The 24,278-nt window shown below is 43.3% G+C and carries 22 protein-coding genes; 3 read left to right on the top strand and 19 right to left on the bottom strand.

All coding sequences use genetic code 11. The annotated features are described in order from the left end of the window. Positions 1–5 precede the first annotated feature (5 nt). Complete coding sequence (locus CIK80_RS03565; RefSeq protein WP_095568897.1) at positions 6–692, top strand: response regulator; 687 nt, start codon at positions 6–8, stop codon at positions 690–692. A 99-nt stretch (positions 693–791) separates the two neighbouring features. Here CIK80_RS03565 and modB read toward each other — a convergent pair whose 3' ends face one another. The 11 genes from modB to surE all read right to left on the bottom strand — a co-directional run bounded on the left by modB (position 792) and on the right by surE (position 10,652). Further along, positions 792–1,499, bottom strand: a complete 708-nt coding sequence (modB, locus tag CIK80_RS03570; RefSeq protein ID WP_095568898.1) for a molybdate ABC transporter permease subunit — start codon at positions 1,497–1,499, stop codon at positions 792–794. Between the two features lie 151 nt (positions 1,500–1,650). Continuing rightward, positions 1,651–2,142 carry a molybdenum cofactor biosynthesis protein MoaE gene (locus CIK80_RS03575; RefSeq protein ID WP_095568899.1) on the bottom strand — a complete coding sequence of 164 codons (492 nt, stop codon included), beginning with the start codon at positions 2,140–2,142 and terminating at the stop codon, positions 1,651–1,653. A 57-nt stretch (positions 2,143–2,199) separates the two neighbouring features. Next, the gene (locus CIK80_RS03580) at positions 2,200–2,481 is read right to left on the bottom strand and encodes a MoaD/ThiS family protein (protein ID WP_095568900.1); all 282 of its coding nucleotides are present in this window, start codon (positions 2,479–2,481) and stop codon (positions 2,200–2,202) included. Positions 2,482–2,567: 86 nt separating this feature from the next. After that, positions 2,568–3,089: a cyclic pyranopterin monophosphate synthase MoaC gene (gene moaC / locus CIK80_RS03585; protein ID WP_095568901.1), complete on the bottom strand. Its 522-nt coding sequence runs from the start codon at positions 3,087–3,089 to the stop codon at positions 2,568–2,570. After that, a complete protein-coding gene (locus CIK80_RS03590) occupies positions 3,090–3,824 on the bottom strand; it encodes an NTP transferase domain-containing protein (RefSeq protein ID WP_095568902.1) in 735 nt (244 codons plus the stop codon). Continuing rightward, positions 3,811–4,347: a molybdenum cofactor biosynthesis protein B gene (moaB, locus tag CIK80_RS03595; protein ID WP_095568903.1), complete on the bottom strand. Its 537-nt coding sequence runs from the start codon at positions 4,345–4,347 to the stop codon at positions 3,811–3,813. Before moaB ends, CIK80_RS03590 begins: the two co-directional genes overlap by 14 nt. Positions 4,348–4,442: 95 nt before the next feature. Beyond that, complete coding sequence (gene moaA, locus CIK80_RS03600) at positions 4,443–5,549, bottom strand: GTP 3',8-cyclase MoaA (RefSeq protein ID WP_095568904.1); 1,107 nt, start codon at positions 5,547–5,549, stop codon at positions 4,443–4,445. A gap of 134 nt (positions 5,550–5,683) precedes the next feature. Continuing rightward, positions 5,684–6,979 carry a gephyrin-like molybdotransferase Glp gene (gene glp, locus CIK80_RS03605; protein WP_062844079.1) on the bottom strand — a complete coding sequence of 432 codons (1,296 nt, stop codon included), beginning with the start codon at positions 6,977–6,979 and terminating at the stop codon, positions 5,684–5,686. Positions 6,980–7,374: 395 nt separating this feature from the next. Next, the gene (locus CIK80_RS03610) at positions 7,375–8,682 is read right to left on the bottom strand and encodes a lytic murein transglycosylase (protein WP_062844078.1); all 1,308 of its coding nucleotides are present in this window, start codon (positions 8,680–8,682) and stop codon (positions 7,375–7,377) included. A gap of 124 nt (positions 8,683–8,806) precedes the next feature. Next, positions 8,807–9,631 carry a M23 family metallopeptidase gene (locus CIK80_RS03615; RefSeq protein WP_095568905.1) on the bottom strand — a complete coding sequence of 275 codons (825 nt, stop codon included), beginning with the start codon at positions 9,629–9,631 and terminating at the stop codon, positions 8,807–8,809. A 172-nt stretch (positions 9,632–9,803) separates the two neighbouring features. Beyond that, positions 9,804–10,652, bottom strand: coding sequence for a 5'/3'-nucleotidase SurE (gene surE / locus CIK80_RS03620; RefSeq protein ID WP_095568906.1), 849 nt, complete (start codon positions 10,650–10,652; stop codon positions 9,804–9,806). 582 nt (positions 10,653–11,234) lie between these two features. Here surE and CIK80_RS03625 point away from each other — a divergent pair. Together CIK80_RS03625 and CIK80_RS03630 are read left to right on the top strand one after the other, a co-directional pair. Further along, entirely contained in the window at positions 11,235–11,672 is a 438-nt protein-coding gene (locus tag CIK80_RS03625; protein ID WP_062844075.1) for a hypothetical protein, read from the top strand. A 569-nt stretch (positions 11,673–12,241) separates the two neighbouring features. After that, positions 12,242–13,408, top strand: a complete 1,167-nt coding sequence (locus CIK80_RS03630; RefSeq protein WP_062844074.1) for a D-alanyl-D-alanine carboxypeptidase family protein — start codon at positions 12,242–12,244, stop codon at positions 13,406–13,408. A 96-nt stretch (positions 13,409–13,504) separates the two neighbouring features. Here CIK80_RS03630 and CIK80_RS03635 read toward each other — a convergent pair whose 3' ends face one another. From CIK80_RS03635 to pilW, 8 genes are all read right to left on the bottom strand, one after another. After that, positions 13,505–15,427, bottom strand: a complete 1,923-nt coding sequence (locus tag CIK80_RS03635) for a HAMP domain-containing sensor histidine kinase (protein WP_095568907.1) — start codon at positions 15,425–15,427, stop codon at positions 13,505–13,507. A 190-nt stretch (positions 15,428–15,617) separates the two neighbouring features. Further along, on the bottom strand, positions 15,618–17,039 hold the full coding sequence (gene der / locus CIK80_RS03640; RefSeq protein WP_062844072.1) for a ribosome biogenesis GTPase Der: 1,422 nt from the start codon (positions 17,037–17,039) through the stop codon (positions 15,618–15,620). 440 nt (positions 17,040–17,479) lie between these two features. Then, the gene (gene bamB / locus CIK80_RS03645) at positions 17,480–18,688 is read right to left on the bottom strand and encodes an outer membrane protein assembly factor BamB (RefSeq protein ID WP_095568908.1); all 1,209 of its coding nucleotides are present in this window, start codon (positions 18,686–18,688) and stop codon (positions 17,480–17,482) included. An 85-nt stretch (positions 18,689–18,773) separates the two neighbouring features. After that, the gene (locus CIK80_RS03650) at positions 18,774–19,571 is read right to left on the bottom strand and encodes a tetratricopeptide repeat protein (protein ID WP_095568909.1); all 798 of its coding nucleotides are present in this window, start codon (positions 19,569–19,571) and stop codon (positions 18,774–18,776) included. Between the two features lie 95 nt (positions 19,572–19,666). After that, on the bottom strand, positions 19,667–20,956 hold the full coding sequence (gene hisS, locus CIK80_RS03655; protein ID WP_095568910.1) for a histidine--tRNA ligase: 1,290 nt from the start codon (positions 20,954–20,956) through the stop codon (positions 19,667–19,669). Positions 20,957–21,091: 135 nt separating this feature from the next. After that, positions 21,092–22,207: a flavodoxin-dependent (E)-4-hydroxy-3-methylbut-2-enyl-diphosphate synthase gene (gene ispG / locus CIK80_RS03660; protein ID WP_095568911.1), complete on the bottom strand. Its 1,116-nt coding sequence runs from the start codon at positions 22,205–22,207 to the stop codon at positions 21,092–21,094. Between the two features lie 102 nt (positions 22,208–22,309). Continuing rightward, a complete protein-coding gene (locus CIK80_RS03665; protein WP_095568912.1) occupies positions 22,310–23,122 on the bottom strand; it encodes a helix-turn-helix domain-containing protein in 813 nt (270 codons plus the stop codon). Then, on the bottom strand, positions 23,119–24,054 hold the full coding sequence (gene pilW, locus CIK80_RS03670) for a type IV pilus biogenesis/stability protein PilW (protein WP_257011677.1): 936 nt from the start codon (positions 24,052–24,054) through the stop codon (positions 23,119–23,121). The genes CIK80_RS03665 and pilW overlap by 4 nt, the downstream gene beginning before the upstream one ends. Positions 24,055–24,278: the final 224 nt, after the last annotated feature.

A 24,278-nucleotide genomic window follows, 5' to 3' on the forward strand; every position in this document is an offset into this window, starting at 1 on the left:
GCATTATGAAGACCATTCTAATTATCGAAGACGAAGCGCATATTACCCGATTTATAAAATCTGCTATGGAGCAAGAAGGCTATCAAGTCTTTACAGCAGATAGCTCAAACAGAGGGTTGATAGAAGCGGCCTCTCGGCGTCCGAACTTGCTTATCTTAGATTTGGGCTTACCGGATGCCGATGGTTGCGATGTAATCTTGGATATTCGAACTTGGTCATCGCTTCCTATCTTGGTATTGTCGGCGCGCAGTGATGAGCAAGATAAAATCAAAGCGCTAAATCTAGGCGCAGATGATTATCTGGTAAAACCCTTTAGCATGGGCGAGCTCATCGCTAGAGTAAACGCTCACATGCGGCGCTGGCAAGTGGGATATGAGACGCCCGTTGAGTTGACACTCGGCAACGTCAGTATTGATTTGGCGCAAAGACAAGTCAGTAAAAATGGTGACAACATTCATCTCACCCCAATCGAATATCGGCTACTGACGGTATTGATCAAAAACGCTGAAAAAGTCATGACACATCAGCAGCTACTCACAGAAGTATGGGGCAAAGGTCACAATCACCAAGAGCACTATGTTCGGATATTTATGTCCAACTTACGGCAAAAACTTGAAGACAACCCCTCTAGGCCAAATTATTTTTTAACCGAAATTGGTGTGGGTTATAAGCTTCATATTCCAAAGCCTTAATTTCTTGATACTTTGATATCTTGATGACGTGATATCACAAAAACTATGGTCTTAATGACTTCTAAAATAAAAGGATTGCCGTCCCTATTTCTCATCACGTTATCTTAACGAACGCTGACTCATGCGGCTGACACTCGCAATCAAAACCACCATAATAATGCCAACGATTATAAGAACACCTGACATCATGTGCGCGGCTTCATAATTAAGCGCCTCGACTTGCTCATATATCGCAATCGATACCACTTTGGTCTCCCCTGAGATACTGCCGCCGATCATCAACACCACACCAAACTCACCAATCGTATGAGCAAAGCTAATCAAGCTCCCAAGCACAATACCTGTGCGTGCCTGTGGTAAAACCACTCTGATAAAACGCTTTAGAGCGCTAGGTTCGAGTAAATGAGCCACGTCCATGACATTGCGTGGAATACGCAAAAACTGAGCGTATACAGGTTGAATATAAAAAGGCAGTGAGTAAATAATGGAGCCGATGACAAGACCTTCAAAAGTAAAGATCAATGAGCTGATGTTATGTTCGCTTAACCACTGACCAATACCCATATTCGGGCTGAGTAATAGTAAAAGATAAAACCCGATGACAGTCGGCGGCAATACGAGTGGCATAGCAATGACACCCATGAGTAGAACTTTAAAACGTGCCACTCCTTGATTACGACTGGGTTTAGCCAGCCAATACGCCACAGGGGTCGCAAACAGCAATAAACACAGAGTAGTAATGCTGGCAAGCTTAATGCTTACCCAAAATGGACTCAGCATGTCTGACATAAGCGACTGATCTATCATAATGTCACTGCTCGTCTCATTGGTAGAGGTATTATTATAGGTGAGGGTTTGTCTTAGAAAACGGATCGTACCAGATGCAGCGGCTACTTAAACTGCCGTCATAAACCGTAAATGCAGCTCATTTCTGCTTACTCTGCTTAGCCGTGATTACTTAGCCATTGTTACTGAGCCATTTAAAAGAGTCTCCCTCATAATACTCTTGTTTCCAAACGGGGATATCTGCCTTGATGGTATCCAATATCCAGCGGCAAGCATCAAATGCCGGATAACGATGCGCAGAAACCACCCCAACCCATACTGCCACATCACCAATCTCTAAAGCACCGATACGGTGTATCGCAATGGCATGCGTAATCTCAAAACGCTTCTTGGCTTCCTCTATGATCGCGCGACCTTGATTGAGTGCCAAATCTTCATAACCATAGTAAGTCAAACGCTCAACACTCTCAGCATTATTGTGATTGCGAACGCGACCCTCAAAGCACACAAACGCGCCGCAGCTATCATCATCAAGGGTGTTTTTGAGGCGATTTTCGTCAATAGCCGTGTCTAATAGCGCAAAACCATCGCGTTCAGCAATCTGATAAGCCTCATCCACACTGCGCTTGATGGTCATGGAATGGCTATGAACGTTGTCTGTCATCTCTTATCTCTACTTGCCGTTATATTAAACATAAAGCGTTTGAACTAGGAACACGCCCTACCCACCAGCCACTGGGGTAATAAATACCACACTATCCCCATCAGAGATAGCATCTGTCCATTTTGCAAAATAATCATTGATGGCAACTCGCAGCTCTGACTGCGGACGACTAAAGCGATGCTTCTGACAAAGCTGATCATACAATTCAATCAGTGACGTCGATTGCTGTACAGTGACCGTTTCTTGTTGGCAATTGGCTTCATCCGCTAGGCTCGCGAAATATAGAACGTTAATATCCATTGTCGCATCAACAGAACTTGCCACGGCAGTATTACCCATAAATCCTTCCCTTCTAAATATCTATAGTCGATTCTAAATGACGACAGCATTAGGCTTTAAGTCTTACAGTTTTAAGTACGGTTGCTTTAAGCGTGGTTGTAATCTGATTTGCCGCCTGTCTTATTGATAAGGCGAACATTATCGATCACAATATCGTGCGACAAGGCTTTGGTCATATCATAAATGGTCAAACAAGCAACGCTGACAGCCGTCAACGCTTCCATCTCAACCCCTGTCTTATGCGTGACCTTGACAACGCCGCTGACCATAATACTACTCAATGCATCATCATAATCAAAGGTTAAGCCAATCTTATCGAGTGGCAATGGGTGGCAAAGCGGTATCAAGTCATGCGTACGCTTAGCAGCCATAATTCCCGCAATGTGCGCGGTTTGAGTGATACTTCCTTTTTTGGTCATCCCATCAGCCGCTTTTATTTGCTGATATATCACACGTGGAAATCGCACTTGACCGATAGCAGTGGCCTCTCGCGTCGTGGCAGTTTTACCACTGACATCGACCATAGTGATGTCACCATCACTGTCTAAATGCGATAAAGTCGATTGCTTGGTGTCTTGGCGATTGTCTTTTTGACTGTCCATATTCATTTATATTTCTCTTGATAACGCTGTATTTATATTTCTCAAAGCCTCGCAAGCATGCACAAACTCTGCGGGCGTATTAAAATTGGTTAAAGGCTGCCACTGTTTCAAAAATTGCACTGTCTGGACAACAGGATTAATAAATGACATGACTCTACGCTCACCACTATCAACATAGGCCTTTAAGTCAGGCTCAATACTGACTCGGTAAATGCCCAACAATGGGTACAAATGATTCTCATCCGCTAAGCAAATGACTTTTTTATCCCTAGCATTATCTATCAAGGACTGTAAATTCTGCCATAACTCCGTCGCGGGTATTAAGCTATCACAGCTGATCACCAGCAACCACGACGATTGCAATAGTAACTTGTTTTCTAAGGCGGCTGAGCTATTTAAAGTGATCAGTGTTTGCAATGCCGATTCAATCGCAACCAGTGCCCCGCCCGTCTTACTTTTTTTATTGTTCTTAACAACTTCATAATCAGCAATATGGATAATAGGCGGCTGTGATTCATTGTCCATTAGTACTGAGTCGACCTCAAAACCACGTTCATTGTCTGCAATCATTACAGGCACATGTAAATTTAGCGAATGGCGAACATGATAATCGAGCAGCTGCTCATCCGTTGGTAATGTCAAAGTCGCTTTGGGTGTGCCCATTCGTCTAGATGCACCGCCTGCTAAAACAACTACGCCTGCCAAGTTATATTGAAAGTTTGAATAGTTAGTTATGGTCATGACTGGGGTTTTGTGCCATGAAGTGCGGTACAAAATTACAAGGACGCGTGCGGCTGTCGAACTGCTCTTTTAGGATATTTTCCCAGCCAGTACGGCAAGCACCAGACGAACCTGGTAAACAAAAAATACCCGTGCCATTTGCCATACCAGCCACTGCACGCGATTGTACAGTTGACATACCAATTTCATCTTTTGAGATTAAACGAAACATTTCGCCAAAGCCATCAATGGATTTATCAAACAGCACTTGCACCGCTTCTGGCATGCTGTCTCTAATAAAAAATCCTGTGCCACCCGTGGTTATCACTGCATGAACGTTTGGATCGGCAATCCAGCCGCTAATAACGGCTCGTATTTGATAAATATCATCCGTAATCAGCTGACGGTCTGCTAAATGGTGCCCCGCTTCGTTCAAGCTATCTGCCAAATACTGTCCCGATGTATCCTCCGCGAGTGTGCGACTGTCAGATACGGTCAACACAGCGATATTTAATGGCGTAAATTGTGCAGCGGGCTTGCTCATAGAGTTTCCTTTATAAAGTGCTTGTTCAGTAAAATTTAAAATCCATTACTTTTTATTATTCAAGCGTGTTGTTATTAAAGCGCGTCATCAAGGCACTAACCACCGATAATCGATAGATTGTGCATAATTCCACTATTAGCGTCATGTAAGTGGTGATGCTCAGGTTTAATCGGCATAAAGCTGTGCAAAGTATTGACCAATCCTGCGACATCATCCTGCTGTAGATGCGGGCGAATATCATAATTGCCTTGGTCAAATAAGCACAAATGCACCTTGCCTTGGCTACTCACCCGCAAACGGTTACAAGTGTCGCAAAAATGCGCAGCATAGGGCGCAATCATACCAATACGACCAACATAATCTGGATGACTATATTCGACTGCTGGCCCATCGGCATGGCCTCGCTCATTTGGCTGCCAGCCATGCGCCAATAAATAATCGATAATGGTGTCAGACTGAGCGTGCTGCGCAAAGAACAAATCACTATTATCGCTTGTCTGCATAAATTCGATAAAACGATAAGTGACCGCTCTGTCTTTGACATAATCAATGGCTTGCAGTAGATTTTCAAAGGCTGTTTCCGCCATCAAAATACTATTGATTTTAAGTTTGATATCTGTGGTTTCTAACAGCTCATCCATGTCTGCAAGGAGTTGTGGCAACGTATTAAAACCCGTCATCTTATGAAAGGTCGCCGCATCAAAACTGTCCATGCTGATGTTTAGCTGATCCAATCCCGCGGCTTGCCAACTGGCCAAATGCTTACCAAGCTTATAACCATTGCTCGTCATAGCAACGGTTTCTATACCTTTGGTTTGTTTGACCGTTTTAATAATATCAACAATGTCACGGCGGATAGAAGGTTCACCACCCGTAATTCTGACCTTTTTGGTGCCGACTTGGGCAAATCCGCGAATTAATGTGGCAATCTCCGGCACACTCAACTCATCATCAGGACGTTTGCCTTGATAACCATTTGGCAAGCAGTACTCACAGCGAAAGTTACAAAAGTCCGTGATGGATAACCGCAAATAAGTCAAACGACGAGAAAACCCATCAGTTAGGGGTTGATAGGATTCAACTGTATTATCAGTAGGTGCCATTATAGACAACGATTGATAAGTCTCAACCGTATCTACAGCAGACACTGAGGTAGGCGAATACCATTGGGTACTGTCTAATTTGACGCTATTATCACTCATATTTTATTGCCATTAGCAGTGCTGATTGGCAACACTGCTTTATTATTCGCGTTTAGCTTACCATTGTAAGGCTGATTTTCTATTTTTCCTCAGTTTTTCTGTAGTCATCTTATAGCAAATTAGCAACCGATGAATTAGCGATACAGCCATGGAAAAGGTTGTACAGTCACCATATTATTTGCTGAAACACTGCCACTGTCTTTATCTAAAACAACAAAACAATTGGCACGGCTGAGCTGCTTGATTCTATGAGATTGTTGACCCGAAAAACACTCAACTTGATAATCGCCTGCTTCATTTTGAGACAAAAAACCGCGCTGAAAGTCTTTGCGGCCAGGCGATTTTTTGACATCATTGGTCAGCGTCGCTTTTACATTCAGTACCATAGGCTGCTCTGCCACGCCTGCTCCTGACATCTGCCACAGTGCCGGTATGACAAACTGTAGTGCGCCAACGACCGTAGACAAAGGATTACCTGGTAATCCAAAATACAGTACAGGTTTATCAAGCCCTTGATTCAATTCGCCAAATACAAACGGCTTACCTGGTTTCATTGCTACTTTATAGTGATTGATTTGGCCCAGTGCTTCAATGACATTGGTCAAAAAATCATAGTCGCCAACCGATACCCCAGCTGTGGATATCAAGACATCACAGTCTTGCATGGCTGTATTTACAGCAGCCGTTGTCTGCGCCAAATCATCAGGAATAATGCCGTAATCGCGAATACTGATAGGTATATCTGACAGTAAGCTCTTAAGAGTTGGGGTGTTAGAGTTGTATATTTGTGCCAAGCTTGTCAGCTCTTTGCCAATAGCAACGAGCTCATCACCAGTCGCCAAAACACCTACTACCAGTGGCTGAAAAACACGGACTTCACTGACACCCAAGTTGGCAAGTAAGCTGATATCAGCAGGATTGATACGTTTGCCTACCGCTAACACGGCTTCACCCGACTCAATCTCTTCGCCCTGTTTACGAATATTGCTATCAGTCTGAGCCGTTTGTTTGAGTGTTATGGCATAAGGTTGTGACTTATCGATTGTGTCTCTGATTTCTGCAAAGTTGGTATTCTCTTGCATAATCACGGTATCACAACTGTCTGGTACAACAGCGCCCGTAAAAATACGAACCCCTTGACCCGCTGTGAGATGACCGGTGTACGCACAGCCCGCTTGTGATTCGCCAATAATGTCGATCGAGCTGTCTTGAGTAAGCTCGCTACCTTGACTAATCGCATAACCATCCATGGCAGACACATTTTGTCTTGGTACATCAAACGGCGAGACAATATCTTGAGCCAGCACTTGATTACAGCTGTTCAATAGCTCGCAGGTGTTGGTCGCTCTAACGTGTAACGGAAAGTCATTATTATTATAGTTCTCTATGCGCTGCTTTATCGCAGATTGTAATGCTTCCATGGTAATCATAAAGGTATACTCTTCTAGTTATTCTCATTATCAATTTATCAAAATCATCTTGTTTAGAGTGTAGCATTCACAGATCAAACTTTCTTGTACCAATACTGTCTTTAGCGTTTGACAGGGATAATCGTCTTTTGAAATTGGCATAACCATTCACGCATCTACTTTTACTCTAATCAGTTTAAGCACATTTCTAGTTTAAGCACATCTCAACACGGTTATTTTGGCAATTTTAATAAATGCCCAAAAAGTGGTTATAGAGTAAAGCAAAAAAGCACCCGAATAAGGTGCTTTTTTGTTGTCGCTACGAGGCCACAATTTTTATAGTAATCATCGAGCCTTGATGACAATTCTAACTTTTAAAAACAAAGCTGTTCAACCAGCCATGATATCAATCTACTTCACCATGAGGCTAATGAAGAGGCACTACGCTGCGTGATAAAACCGTCTGGCGTTTGACCATTGTCTGCCTGCCAGCGCTGGAATGCCTTACGAGTATTTGTACCAACAATCCCATCAGCGCCTTTGGTATCATAGCCTGAGCTGGTCAAACGCTGCTGTAAATTGCGCACTTGAGCAGTCGATAATGGACGCTCATAACGCGGCCAAGCGGTTCGCAATCCACTTTGTCCAGCAAGCGCTTTACCAAGCAAGCTAACTCCTAACGCATAACTTGAAGAATTGTTATAGACCTTAATCACATCGAAGTTCGGGCTGAGTAGTAATACTGGGCCATCCTTGCCAGCTGGTAGCCACAACTCCATCTGTGTGTTGGCATCCAAATAGACATCCGCTATGGTGTCCACACCCATGGCCGCCCATCTTGCTGCTGGCTGTTTAGTGCCCACCACTGAGTAATCAAATGAGGCAGGAACCGTAACTTCATAAAATGGCGCTAAGCCACGAACCCATCCTGAATTACTAAGATAGTTTGCGGTAGACGCTAAAGCATCTGATGTTGCCCAAGGGTTACGATGTCCATTGTTATCGCCATCTACGCCCTGCTTGAGCCATGTATCAGGAATAAACTGTGTTTGCCCCATACCGCCTGCCCAAGAACCATCAAGCTGCGACCAAGATACATCGCCACGCTGTAACAAGGTTGCCAGTGATAATAATTGAGTTTCGGCAAACTCTTGACGACGACCATCATAGGCAAGACTGGCAAGAGAGCTTGGTATACTGCTGTTACCCGTCACTGCTCCATAAGAGGACTCCATACCCCATATTGCCGCGACAATTTCTGCATTGACGCCATACTGTGACTCTAACTGCGACAAAAACGCACGTTGCTCAGCAAATTTTCGTTTACCTGTACTTACTCGACCGTCTGATACAGCAGAGTCCACATATTCCCAAGGCATTTTAGAGAATTCTGGCTGTCCTGAGTCCAACGAAATAACCTGTTGATTCAAATACGCAGAATCTAAAAGACGACGAACTGTCGCAGCATCATGGCCTGACGAAATTGCGCGCATTGAGAAGTCTGACTTCCAATCAGAAAAGCTGTTGTAGCTTGGCTTGGCAACGGGCTGAGGCTTGACAACGACTGGACGCGGCGTTGGTTTTACCTGAATGGTTTGAGTCTGTGTGATCTCAACATTGCCTTGGCGTACAGGTTTGCTTTGTTTCTGCATGGCCTGTTGGCTCGTACACCCGACCATCACTAGGGCAGGAAAAAGAGCGACATAATGCTTTTTTATAATCATAAAAATTCTCAGGTGTGAATAAGTAAACTGACTCAAATAAAGCAACATCATCAAAAACGTTAACATCAACCCGTTTTAAATACGTTGCCAAATCAACCAAGCCATTCAAAATATCAGGTTGAACTTAACGCCCTAATACTGCACGTGGGTCAATAGGATTGCCATTTAAGCGTACTTGAAACTCCAATCCTACTTGATTGGTTTGACCACTGTTACCCATGTTGGCAATACGCTGACCTTGTTGTACCGTATCCCCTTCTTTAACCAATAGTTGGCTGTTATGAGCATACGCCGTGATATAATTATCGCTATGGCGAATCATAATGAGATTGCCATATTCTGGCAGACCATTACCTGAGTAAAGTACAGTGCCAGCTTGACTGGCAAGCACAGGATCACCAACATTACCAGCAAACCACATACCCATATTGCCAGCTGCTGCATCAAAGTTGCTAGTCACCTGATTGCGACTTGGATACTCATAACCTGAGGTTGAGTTCGCAGTTACCTCATAGGCAGGACTTGATGAATTATTTGTAGGCACGTTCGTAGCGGGTGGCGTATAGGTATAAGCTGGTTGTGAGACAGTTGGCGTAGCGGTATTGTAGCTATTATTGTTGCGAGGGTTGTTACCTGCTGCTTGATTTCCTTCCCACAGCTTGAGCCATTGCCCACTATAAATCGTATACTTACTGTCTAGACCATTCATTGCGCCAATTTGACGATAACTGAGGCGATAACGCTCGGCAATCTGACTGACCGTATCACCACGTTGTACGCGATGATAATTGGGAACGCCTTGAGCATTGGTGATGATTTTAGGCCCAGCTTGGTTGGCTGCTTGGTAAGTAGGTTTTGTAGCACAGCCCACCATCGCAAGCGTCGCCACTGTCATCGTACCAATCAATGCCGCTGTTGCAAAGCGCGATCCCGCCATAAGCTTTTTCATACAAAATTTCCTATTCTTTGTGTTGCTCACAAATGCCTTGTGTGACTCAAAAAGCATTTGTTAACTGTTATACCGTTTAGTATTGAGTAAGTACCACCATGATAATTTTATAGCCAGCACCCTTTCTCAGCGTTCGCTATTAATAAGGCTGTACATATCTGATATCGTCCATCTACAGAGCCAATGCCGAAAATCTATCCAAAGCGGCACCTGGCGTATGATGTAGGCGTACGGGCGACAAACTAATATAACCTGCTGCCACCGCTTCATCATCTGTCAATGGTATAGCAAATGACTGATCTTTTTGGTCTAGCTCATCTTTAGCAGATAGTGGTACTTTTTCACTGTCTGCGAGCACTTCAGGTGGGGCTTTACGTAAAGACAACCAATAAGCATCTCGCCCGCGTGGGTCAATCAAGGGATGTACAGGACGTGCAACTTTCCTGTGACCCAAAGACGTTATTTTTCGGCCTTTGATATCATCGACGCGCCCAACATCAGGAATATTAACGTTTAATACGTGATAGGGCAAATTTTTACACTCACTCAATATCGAGGTTTCTACCAACAACTTAACAATTTCATCGGCAGCTATTCGATAATGACTGGCTTCTTCTTGCTGACTTCCTTTACTACCACCGCCCACTAGTGAAGTTGCAATTGCTGGTATCCCAAAAAGCTGCGCTGTTGACGCTGCGCCAAACGTACCAGAAAATAATACATCTTGACCAAGATTGGCCCCTGAATTGATACCTGTAATCACACAATCAAATGGTGTATCACGATATAACTCATGCAATGCTAAATAAATACAATCGGCAGGTGAACCATTAATAGCAATAAATCCTGAATCTAGCTGATGCGTATGTAATGGCATTGAAATACTCAATGCACTAGCACAACCACTATGCTCCGTCATTGGCGCGACCACCACGACCTCTCCGATAGTAGACAGTGCCTGATATAAGGCCAATAAACCTGGAGCGTACACTCCATCATCATTACTGATTAAAAATTTCATTTGTACTCAATATATTTATAGTTGACCGCTCGTCCACTTCTGAGTTTTATCATCATAGAATTGCTATAATCTGACCTGCAAGCAGCCGTAGTAGACTTCTACGGATTTTAATAAATAATCATTAACCCGATTTGTCAAAACAGCTACTACCAGTAAAGTTAGCTCAAAATCTAAGAAAAAACAATTGCACAAACCTTGTAATATAGCCTTCTATTTGCTCGAAAAGGTCATTTCAAAACCCCTATTAGAGCGGATTATACCTGAATAGTCGGTTCACACGAACCCTGTCTGCATTTAGCGTTTTTTTGATATTTTGAGTCTCAACAATGCTTTTTTGGTGACCATAGTGTGCTGATAGCAGGGAAATGACGAGGTATAACGTTACAATAGGCAATAACCTACAACAATGTGGACAGTTGCTTTTATACTGAAGTAACGTAGACATATATGCTACTGGTATGTTGCTAAAATAGGGCTCTGGCTCACAAGATATCTACACATAAATCAATATTTTATGTGACTTTTGTTTTTTTACCCATTAACATATGACCATTAAATAAAGATAAGTGAGTGTAATACTGAATGAAAAATCAATCGATATTATCTATAGCTTCTGTAATAGCAAAGACCGCATCAAAAGTTGGTTTTGCAGGACTGATAACGTCTGTTGCCATGTTTTCTCAAGCTTCTCTTGCCGCAAATAATCCTGCGACAACTATCCCCTTAGACATGTCTGGTATCAACATAACCAAACATGAAATTGCGGTTATGCAAGTGCTCTCAGAGATATGTCCACAGATGCTCAACGGTAAGCAGAAGCAGCGTTTTTACAAATCTTACAATGTTCAGCTTCATGAATTGATGCCCTCTTTAGAAGACCCAAAAGCGGCTATCCAATATCTGTCAACTCAGCAAGATTACCGTCAAATTCTACAAGGTATTCGTGGCTGGACAATGGGATTCTCAAAGCAAGAGAATAAAGCATTGTGTGAAGACCTAGCGGATGCTCAATATCAATAACCACAAGTAACAAGTAAGCTTTATCAAGAATATGTTTTGATGGGCTTACCTGTATCGCTCTTAAGATGTCTTCTTAGAATGCATCATGACCCGCTTCTAAAGAATAATGCCTACTAGAATCAACGACAATAAAACAATGGCATTATGAATTTTTAAGCGCTAAGTGATACGATAGATCAAATAAACTCGATACTGGTTTGTTGAGTTTACTGAATCAAGAGCTTGCTGTATGTTCGTTTTCAATAATGGACAACACAGCAGGCTTTTTTGTGGTTGTCAGGTTTTGCGTATTAAAATACGGTAAACTCTTAGTAAGAGTAAACGTTTGATAATTATTAGACTTTGTTTTTAATTTGGTTCTTTTTTTTGCATTAACTGATTCCCCATCGGTTGGCATTTTGCTAAGATAAGGCGTTAATTTTATGTCTATCGCTTAATCATCACTACTCTCTCTCATAATTTATTTTGCAACAGAATTATTGATTCTTGTTGTCTGAAATGATGGCTGAGCGTCAATGTTATGCATAAGCGATAGATACATTTGGTTTCATGATGCGGTGTAACGATATATGACAGTAAAGCGTGTAAAAAACCAGTTCATACAACTGGTAGTTGGTGTAAGTATCTCTATGAGCGCAGTGATGGCAAACGCAGCCATTCAGCCACCTGAGATGGATAATACCGCTTATGTATTAATGGACTTCAATACTGGCGAGATTTTGGCACAGAAAAATGCCAATGAGTCACTTCCGCCAGCGTCTTTAACAAAAATGATGACCAGTTATATCATTGAGCAACGCTTAGCATCAGGTGATCTCAAAGAAGACGATCAAGTATTAATGAGTAAAAATGCTTGGTGCCGTGGTAGTAGCAGTCAGTCTTGCATGTACGTACCGGTAAATAAAACGGCCAGTGTCATCGATATGCTACGCGGCATTATCATTCAATCTGGTAATGATGCTTCAAAAGCAATGGCAGAACATATCGCTGGTAGTGAAGCCTCATTTGCTATATTAATGAATGAGCAAGCAGAAAAGATTGGTATGACCAACTCGCATTTTGTCAATTCGACAGGCATGCCTGATGAAGGCCACGAAGCATCTGCCTTAGATTTGGCAAAGCTTTCTCGCGCTATCATTAAAAACAGCGGTGAATATTACAGCATTTATTCTGAAAAAGAATTCACTTATAACGGTATCACGCAAGGCAACCGTAACGCTCTACTAGCCACTGACTCTACGGTTGATGGTCTAAAAACAGGCCATACTGATGCTGCAGGCTACTGCCTAGCTGCCTCAAGTAAGCGTGACGGTATGCGCCTCATTTCTGTCATTATGGGCACAGAAAGCCAACAAGCTCGCGCCGATCAGTCACGTGAGCTACTTAACTGGGGTTTTGGTCATTTTACAACAGTCACCAAAGCGCCTGCTGGACAATTCGTTAGCAAGATTCCAGTATGGTTTGGTGAAGCAGACGAAATGGAATTGGCAACTGGTGACAGCTTGCAAATTCTAACCACCAAAACACAAAAGAATAAAATCACCACTGTGGTTGATATTCCTGAAAGCTTGGAAGCACCAATCAAAAAAGGTCAAGAAATTGGCAAGATGATGGCGGTTATTGATGGCAAAGCAGTGGCGTCAGTGCCTATCGTAGCGACGAGTGATATCGAGCAATCAGGCTTTATGAGCCGCACGTGGGAGCACGTAGTACGCTGGATAAAAAATCTGCTTTAAGCGAATGCTTATTCATTTAAAAGCTGTCTAGCAAATTACTCATTTGATAAAACAGTTTATCTCATAAAAAAGACGCCCAACATAGGGGCGTCTTTTTTATGTCCATACCAACCAGCGCTTAAGCAAGTCACTCAATGCTCTATCCTTATAAGTCGAGCTTTGACAATAATCGACGCCCGCTGCTTTTAAGAAGCGCTCAAAACTGTCTAATTGTCTTGCTTGGTGCTGAGGGTACCAATATATCAATAACGCACGATGCTCACTTTCAGATTGACGGATTTTTTTTGCCAATAACTCAGCTTTACTGGGAGCGACCCCTTCGGCAAACATGACCATATCAACCTTTCTCATATTAATATCCTCTAGCACCAGTTGTTCGTGCTGACGATAAATAACCGTAGCTCCCAAACGTTCTAGCTCTTTGCCTAAAGAGCCAACCTCATGAGAGTAGTAGTAAATAATGGTCTTTTTAGCCAAAAAATGCTTCTGTCGAGACTGATTCTGACTGGGCATTGCTACAGTCAGTACAAACTCCGTACCTACCCCTAATGTACTCTCTACTTCTATCGTAGCGTCCATAAGTTGTGCCATTTGCTTAACGACTGGTAAGCCCACCCCTGACCCTTCATATTGACGAGTCTTTGAAGAATCCACCTGAAAAAATGGATTAAAAATATCATCAATATAATTGCTATCGATACCAATACCTGTGTCTTTGACACTGATTTGCCAACGATTACTTTTATCAAAGTGGGTCAATTGTGAGGTAATGGTCACTTGTCCCGCTGGCGTAAATTTAATTGCATTACTAAGAAGGATGGCTAGTATCTGTTGTATTTTCTCAGCGTCACCTTCTAAATTATAGTCTATGTGATGGATATGACTGATTAATGTAAGCCCTCTTTTTTGAGCAATAGGTTCAAATGTCGCCAATAGATCCGCTAGCAACTGTAGAGGTTTGAACTCACTAAAAGTGACATTCATTTGACCTCTTTGTATTTGATTCAGCTGAATAATATGATCAAGCGATAGTACTAGCTTGTCGCTACCATTTCTAATAATTTGGACAGCATCTTTTTGCTCTATATTTAGAGTTTCATGGTCTAACAGTTGTAAGCCACCCACAATGGCATTCAGTGAGGTTTTTAACTCATGTGTGATCATGCTTTGAAAGTTATGAAGCTGCACATCGAGAGAGATATCTTTTTTATGTAGTTGCTGCTCAAAAACCGCAATCTCCTCATACTCTTGTCGCGATTTTTGTAAGCGACTAAACAACTTAATAAATGTCTGTTTGATCTGTAGCAATTCTTGGAAATCGAACTGTTGAGAAATGGTGGGTAGTTGTTTAAGATCTGAGGTCTTCAAAACAATGTCACATGCGTCGGTCAGTGTCTCTATGTCTCTAATCGGCCAATTGAGTTTGCGCAGGATATAAAAGGCACCAAGCACAGTCAATATAGTAGCAATCAGCCAATATAGTATTATATTTTGGAACCAATATAAGCGCATTTTATCTACATCCAATGTGATGTTGATGTAACCCACTAAGGCACTGTTATCGGCGGCTGATGAGATACCTCGATTTGATAAAGCCACATCTAACTGCTGACTGGCGTCTGACACTCGAGGCGCTCTATCGTTACTGATGTAGTTACTAACCACTGGGTAGTTGAAGCTGACTGTGTCTGCAAATAAAGCATTTTTCCAATCGCCACTGGATTGATTAAGCCCATCAATTGGCTGAGGCGTTGAATAAAATAAAATGCTTTTGATGCTGGGTTCACTGTTTAGCAAAAACGTCACTTGCTGCGCCACAATATCTGCGCTATCAGCTGTTGAAGCGCTTATGGTTAATAAAGTAGCAAACTGCTGGATATTGTGGCGCTTCTCTTTATAGTGATGCAATAAACCATAAATAAAAGAGAACAAAAAGCCTGCCAGCACCGCAAACATGATGGCTTTGATGACAGAGCGCCAGATAAGTATAGAGATAGTTTTGGAAGGACGGTTGTTCATATCACTCAACTGAGTCAAGACAACTTTTATGTATATTACAGGTATTTTTGAGATGTGATAAGAAAAACTTGTAGATATTTGCCTAGTTTATCTCATGACAGACAAAACTATGGTAGTAAAGGGGCGTCTTATTTACTTTACCGTACTCTTTGGCACGATAAAGTAAATAAACCGTTAAAAAATCTACTAATTAGCGTGGTTTTTTATCTTTGGTAGTGAATTTTTTCGCTCGATTGCGCTCACGTTGACGCAGCTGCTGCGTTTTGGCCTTGGTTGGCGTATCGCTTTTGGTTGCGTAAGGGTTATCATTTTGCTTAAAGATAACGTTAAGCGGTGTACCTTCCAGCTTAAATACTTGACGGAACTGGTTCTCAAGATAGCGCTGATAGCTCTTAGGAAGTGCACTGGTTTGATTACCATGGATCACAATCACAGGTGGATTATGACCACCAATATGAGCGTAGCGCAGTTTGATGCGACGACCTGCTACCGTGGGTGGCGGATTTGCTGTAACGGCATCTTGTAAAATTTGGGTCAAGCGATTGGTTGATACTTCAAACATTGAAGATTTATAAGCGCGTAAGATAGACGGATATAAGTTGCCAACGCCTGTACCGTGTAGCGCTGATATTAGATGCACTTTCACATAAGGTATAAAGTTGAAGCGGCGATCCATCTCAATTTTAATATAGTCTCTTTGATCCTGCGTCAGACCATCCCACTTATTGATCGCAACTACCAAGGCACGACCAGCATCCAGTGCGTAACCAATCATATGCAAATCTTGATCGACAATACCCTCATGAGCATCAATCACAATAACGGTCACGTTTGAGTCTTCAATCGCTTGTAATGTTTTAATAACCGAGAACTTTTCTACTTTTTCATCGATTTTTCCGCGGCGACGTACGCCAGCTGTATCGATCAGTACGTAGTCTTTACCATCGCGCTGATAAGGAATATAGATACTGTCACGCGTGGTACCAGGCATGTCAAAAACCACCACTCGGTCTTCGCCCAATAGACGGTTGACCAATGTCGACTTTCCAACGTTTGGACGACCAATGATGGCAAGCTTGAGACCTCTAGGTTCTACGATATTCTCTTGCGCAGGCATATCTGCGGTCAACACTTCAAGCAAGTTCCCAACACCGCGTCCATGACTGGCAGCCATTGGATACGGTTCGCCCAATCCTAACGCATAGAACTCAGCAGGTGCGGCATCATGTACGCCATCAACTTTGTTGGCAACGACGTAAACGGGTTTACCAAGGGTATGTAAGAACTTACCGATTTCGGCATCGGCACCAATCATACCAGCACGGGCATCCACGACAAACACGATAATATCGGCTTCATGAATGGCTGTATGTGATTGCTCAGACATGTAATCGTCAATGTTACCACTACCGTCATCTGCTTCACCAATACCACCAGTGTCAACCACGATGAAGGATTTGTCTTCATAAGTAGCATCGCCGTATTGACGGTCACGAGTCAGTCCTGACAAATCAGCAACCAATGCCTGCCGACTTTTTGTGAACTGATTAAATAAGGTAGATTTACCGACGTTTGGACGACCAATTAAGGCGACCACAGGCTTGATACTCATGGGTTACTCTCAGTGAAGGGCACAATGACGGACGGTACAGTGGCTCTGATAACAGTAGCGACAATGCTGTACTTGACCGTAAATTAAAATGAATGATAAAAATAAAACAATAGCAAAAATGATAGTGGGTTATATTGCGATTAGCAAATAGTATATAGGCCGTCTATATTATATATAAACACGTTACTTAGTCCAAAACAAAAGGCCTACCCTTAAGGTGGCGTTGTTTTAAAATGAATCGACTACCGTATATGAATCACGCCTACGGCGTATCGGTCGCATAGAGTACGCGAAAGCCTGCGTTTAAACAAGCAGTTTACACAAAGCACTAAACGCTGACCAAGCAGCGTTTATATCTACATTTCACAATATTATCATCAATCAATTGGCTTTCTAAGGGTAGTAAAACAAACTTATTGATTCACTGCCGGCCAAAAAATTTAGCGCGCCAACTGCCAAATAGCCACTTGACCTGAAGTACTTTGTGTCATCAAACGACTGCCTTGTACTTGCAAGCTACTCAAAGCGCCTTTGGTCTCTACGCGGCTAACGATTTTTCCACTGGCTGGGTCAAATAGATGCACAACCCCATCCAAATCACCAACGGCAATATAGTTTCCAATCATCACAGGGTTGGTTAGATGACGGTACGCCAACTCTTCACTTTCCCAAAGCATCTCGCCCGTGTTTCTATCATAGGCCGCGACTTTACCATCTAAACTTGTCGCGATGACTTGTTGGTTGTTTACCGCAAGCGCTTTTAAGCTCGCCATGTCTTTAACGAACATTACTTGACGCGAGGCCAAATCAATACCGAGCAACTGGCCACTGTAGCTGACAGCAAATAACTGGTTTTTATCCACGATAGGCGTACCATCGACATCGCTCATACGCTCGACTTCGCTACTACCTGTGCCAACGCCGACGCGTCTTGACCACTGCGGCAGACCACTATCCGTCGTTACCGCATGCAATCGACCATCAGCAGTCGCCAATAGTGCCGTTTTATTGTCTAATAACGTTGGGGCCGCACTACCACGTACACTGATAGCAGGTACTTGTGTAGCAAACTGCCATACAGGTTGGCCAGTTTGTAACGACAATCCATGTAAAAAGCCATCATTTGCAGAGAGGATCACACGGTTATTGGTGATAAGTGCTGACGTTAACACTGTGCCTGACAACTGCTGCTGCCAGCGTTTAGCACCAGTCGTGCTGTCAAACGCCATGATCTGACCATTACGCGTACTTACAATTGCTGTCTGACTCAATGCGTCTAGCGCCACACCACCCGTGATTTGGTCACCTGCTTGGACTGACCATACACGTTCGCCTGCACTATTAAAGCCTGTTAAATCACCGCCACGTGAAGCAGTAACGATCTGTCCATTGGCATAACCCACTTGCAAGTCTAGCGGATCTTTTTTGCTGGCTTTTTTATTACCAACATCAGTGCTAAACACAGATTGTAGAACACTGATAGGTTGCGCAATTTGCACCAATTTTACTGGCTCATTGACCACTGGCTTGATGCCACGATTACACCCAATCACTGCAGTGCTCATTACTGCCAGTACTGCTACATGCATAGCCGTCGTTCTGAGGGTTTTGGCTTTAAATATTTTGCTAGAGCGAATAGATTGAGTCATTATAGGTTCTCACTACAAATAAATTATTGATAATTAAGTAAAGCGCCAATGCTATTATTAGTCAATAGCGCTCATTACTATACAATTACGGTGTAACCTCGGCAGCAGCATTTTGTGCAGCGTCATCTTGTACCAATGGCTGTTCTGGTGCCGCTGACTCTTGAATGAGGCTTGCTTGCTCATCGATAGGCTCAGGCACAATCCCCAAACTCTCCATCTTTAACGCCAATACTGCCCGCGTTTCCTGACGATTGCGTAACAGCTCCCAAGCATTGTTGTACGATTTAACGGCTGAGTCTTTGTTGGCTTGCGCCAAATAGATATCACCCAGTAATTCTTGTTGACTCGGCTCAAACGAGCTTGGCATGTCTTTACTGGCTTCTGTCAATGCACCGTCTGCATCACCTGCGGCCAACAACGTCGCTGCATAGCGCAAACGCGTGATTGCTTCTAAACCTGCATCACCCAAGTCGATTGTCAGTGCTTTTTTGAGTGTCTTGCCTGCTTCTGCAAACTCATCATTATCGACTTGCTGGCGAGCTTTAATCATTAGCGCCTGCCAAGCATAGACAGAATCTCCATGCTTACTCACGAGCGCATCGATATCTTTATTAAGTTGCGTGCGACTCTGTGTCAGTGCATCTTGTACCTCTGCTTCTAAATCTGGGTTTTGCGAGGCCAAACTGACCTCTTCGTTCAGTCGCTGTATGTCTGCATAGTGATCCGCTGCCACGGTATCTACCCGCGCATGGTTATTCTGCCAATAGGTCCAGCCAAAATAAGCGGCCAGTGCCAATAGAATCGCAGTGACAATATAGCTGCCATATTGCTTTAACGCTTGCATTGAATTGTCTGCATTTGGCGAATTAGGTGTCAGAGCCATACATATTTACCTGATAAAATTGATATTAAGTTGCTGCTGCGAGCGTCAACGCCAATAGTGTATTGGCATTGACGGTTGACGCGATGAATGAACACTCAGTTGCGAGAAAAATTGTCTTTGTTTACAAGCCAATCTTGTGCAACTGTTTTTTGCTCACCTGTCTGCATGTCTTTAATGCTGATGGTATTATCATCGAGCTCTTGTTGCGCGATAATAACCGTCAATGCAGCGCCTGACTTATCGGCTTTTTTCATTTGCGCTTTTAGACTCGTTGCACTTGCCATTTTGACTCGTATGTCTGGACGGCTATAACGCAGGCCTTGCGCATAACCAATACCAGCGCTATACACTTCTGGATGAGCAACTACGAAAACATCACAGGCTGGTACGTCAGTAATTGGTGCCACGGCTTCCATCAGCAGTAATAAACGCTCAAGTCCCATGGCGAAGCCAACCGCTGGCTCAGATTTAACAGGCTTGCTGCCATCCGTACCTATAGACTTTAATTGTCCTACCAGACCATCATAACGACCGCCTGCACATACAGTGGCTTGGCTACCAAGTTTGTCCGTGACCCACTCAAAAACTGTTTTGTTGTAATAATCTAGTCCGCGTACCAAGTGTGGGTTGATATCAAACTCAATACCAAGCGCACTTAGGTAGCTTTGTACTTGCTCAAAATGTGCCAAACTTTCTGCCCCTAAGAACTCAGCAAGCTTTGGCGCATCTGCCAAGATTGTCTGCGTACTCGCCTCTTTACTGTCTAAAATACGGAGTGGATTGGTGGTTAAGCGGCGTTGACTGTCTTCATCAAGTTGATCTTTTTTATCTGTCAAATAAGTAACCAGCGCTTCACGGTATGCATGACGCTCATCCAGCTCACCTAAGCTGTTGAGTTGCAAACGCATCTCATCTCGTAGACCCAGCTCTTGCCACATCAAATGCGTCATCGCAATCAGCTCAGCATCAGCGTCGGGCAATGCACTACCGAAACTCTCTACACCCAGCTGGTGAAATTGACGATAACGCCCTTTTTGTGGACGCTCGTAACGGAACATTGGACCGATATACCACAATTTAGGTGTATCACCACGCAATAAGTTGTGCTCGATGACAGCGCGTACTGCCCCTGCCGTTCCTTCAGGACGCAACGCCAATGGCGTTGGTGGCTCAGACTTGTCAGTAAAGCTATACATCTCTTTTTCAACAATGTCTGTTGCGCCGCCAATAGCACGGGCAAATAAGTCTGTCTGCTCAACGATCGGCAAACGAATATGTTCATAACCGTATCTGCCAAGCACATTCGCCAATATCGCCTCTAAATGCAACCACTTTGCAGACTGTTCTGGCAAAATATCATTAAACCCTTTAATCGCTTTAATCATGGTACGGTCATATCCTTAAAATTTCGAACAAGTGTCTCTATTATTGTTGTTTTTGCTCACAGCTGAGCATCATTTTTCATGGAGCATTGAGTCAATACTACGGCGCTATCATCAGCCACCATACGGTATCTCGACCTATTTGACTCGTATAATCTCATTCTCGCGCTTTTTGGCCAAATCTTCTGCATGAGCTCGCACCATGCCTTCTATCTCATCAACCAAGTTATTGGTATCGATCAAATGGCTTTTATTGCCCATGCGATATACCAATGATTTTGGCGCGGCTCCCACGATACCAATATCAGCTTCTTTGGCTTCGCCTGGACCATTAACCTTACAGCCAATCACAGACAGATTCAGCGGCTCACGAATGTCTTCTAAGCGCGACTCCAATGCAGTCATGACTTTGATCACATCAAACTCTTGACGTGAGCAGCTTGGACAAGCGATGAAATTGACACCGTTAGAGCGAATGTTTAGTGATTTTAAAATATCAAAGCCAATTTTGATTTCTTCTTCAGGCTCAGCGGCAAGCGAGATACGAATGGTATCACCAATCCCATCTAACAATAAACCGCCAAGAGCAATCGCAGACTTTACAGCGCCTGTACGATATACGCCTGCTTCTGTGACGCCCAAGTGTAGTGGATTATCAATTTCTGCAGATATCAGGCGATACGCATCCATAGTCAAAAACACATTGCTGGCTTTGACAGATACTTTGTATTGGTCAAAATTCAAACGTTCTAATATATCAATATGACGCATCGCTGACTCAAGCATCGCTTTGCCAGTTGGCTCAGTGTATTTACGCTGAATATCTTTTTCGAGCGAGCCTGCATTGACGCCAATACGAATAGGAATATTGTAATGCTTGGCACACGCAACCACTTCACGTACTTTGGCATCGCTACCGATATTGCCTGGATTGATACGTAAACAATCCGCCCCTGCTTCTGCAACAGCCAATGCAATTTTATGATCGAAATGCACATCGGCGATTAGTGGTACGCTGACCAATTTACGAATTTCACCAAAAGCTCTGACAGAATCCATGGTTGGCGTCGATACACGCATCAAATCAGCACCTGCTTCAACGCAGCGCTCAATTTGTGCGACCGTTGCTGCCACATCACAGGTATCTGTATTGGTCATGCTTTGTACACTAATCGGCGCATCACCACCAATCGCGACATCACCGACATATATTTTTTTGGTAAGACGACGGTTAATAGGCGCTGACGTTGACATAGACAAACCCTTTATTTGGAGCGAAAAAAACAAAGAAAAAACACACTCATAGTAGCTTTTAATAACAGTAGCTTTTAATAGCTGGCAAGCACAGCGCTACCGTTAAGGCGCAAGCTCAAAGCTGGCTTTTTTATCAGTTGCGTAAGTGTCCAAAGCAACTGTTTCTTGATTGAGCATTAAGCTGACATTATCGATATTGTCAATTTGCACATTAAACGGTGGCATACCTGATAAGTTGTAATTACCAGAGGTTTGGGCACCTGTCATAAGATCATTACCAGCGGCATCCGTAATCGTCACGTTGGCCGTATCAGTCACGGTGACGGCTAAAGCAGCCTCACTTACATTGGCATCACCCAAATTGAGTGCCGAGCCCGACGAGCCTATACCACTAGTATTGCTGATCGCCGCACCTTGCGCTTGTTCGCTGGCTGAAATGTCTTCGACTGTAGATACAGGCTCTTCATTGTGTTCTTTACTTGCATTACTGACCATACGGAATAAGAATACGGCTAATACAATAACCCCAATAACCGCTAAAATCAGTAAAGGATTGAAACGAATACGATTGTGCGTGTCACGCTGTAATGTACCCATTGGACGCAGCGGTGTGTCTGTACTATTTGACGCTTGCACCTTCAGTTCATTAGGATAAGCAGCATCGAAGCTACTGGCGATCTTTATCGGATCCAAGCCCAGATATTTGGCATAATTGATGGCAAAACCACGCGCAAACGCTGGTTGTGGCAAATCAGAGAAATTCTCATTCTCTAAAGCTTGCAAATGACGCTTCAAGATAAATAGCTCAGCCGCTGCCTCATCTATACTGACTTTTTTATTTTTACGGGCTTGCTGCAACGTAGCACCAAATGATCCCTGAGCGTTAGATTGAGTGTTTGATGATGGGGTGGTCATTTCCATGGTGCCTCTGGATTATTAAGCCAAATCTTAAGTTGTTTTGCTTCATCACTTAGTGGATAAGCGGATAAAAGTTGCTGTGCCAATTGCTGGCGGGTTTTTATGTTATTTTGCGCAGCAGCCAGTTTGATGCCTTGCATTAGCAAGCGCGGGCTAATACCTTGCCCCTGTACCAATATCAATGTTTCATCATAAAGCCTTTGTGCTTGTGGGACACGCTGTTGCTCCAGCAACAAATCTACCAGCTCGATATGAGCAATGATACTATTTCGATTGCCATCGAGCGCACGTAAAAAAGCTTTAGCAGCAGCATCGCGCTCACCCAGTTGAAGGTAGGTACGCCCTAAGTTTTCCAAAGCGCCAATACGACCTTCATATCCTAATGCCGCACCTGCAATCTCAAACTGCGAAGCAGCCTCACGATAGCGTTTGGTCTGTGACAAATAAACGCCGTAATTATTGTTGGCTTGCACAAACTCTTTATCAAGCATAATCGCTTTTTTAAAATATTGATCGGCTTTTTGAAGATTGATGCTGCTGCCCTCTTGTTGCAGCAAAACGCCCATCATATCATAGGCTGGCGCGTAACGGCTATCAGCAGCAAAGGCTTTTTCAAGCTGCTGCTGTGCCGTGTCAAGCTCGTTTTTCCGGATATATTGCGCAGCAAGTGAGGTACGTACGCGGGCAATTTCTTGTTTGTCTAAGTTACGATTGTCGTTGGGACGCGTCGACGTTTGATAGGAAGTACTACCAGTCAAATCGTTGGTAGGCGTACTTTGGCAACCAGCCATTAGCAGTCCTGCTAGGGTTGTCGCCAGTACCATACGCTTTGGCAACGCTCTTTGAACTGTCACTATATGTGACGCTTTATAATCTTGAGAAAATGGTTTTTGATATTTGAACTGACAAGAATTTTTAGAAGTCATCATAGCCGCCATCATAAAACTGTGATTCAGTGCGTTCGATCCTCGAGGCATCAGTTTAATAGATTTAACCCCTATAAGTACAATTTAGTTGTGATTAATTGCTGTACTCTGCATTACTTGTCATTATTGATACATTTTTATTACCGTTGTGATAGATAGAAGACAACTAATATCCTATATCGGTTATTTATCAGTGAATATGGGTACACAAAGTACCCTTCTAGATT

This window comes from Psychrobacter sp. JB193 (assembly GCF_002285555.1).
GTDB lineage: Bacteria > Pseudomonadota > Gammaproteobacteria > Pseudomonadales > Moraxellaceae > Psychrobacter > Psychrobacter alimentarius.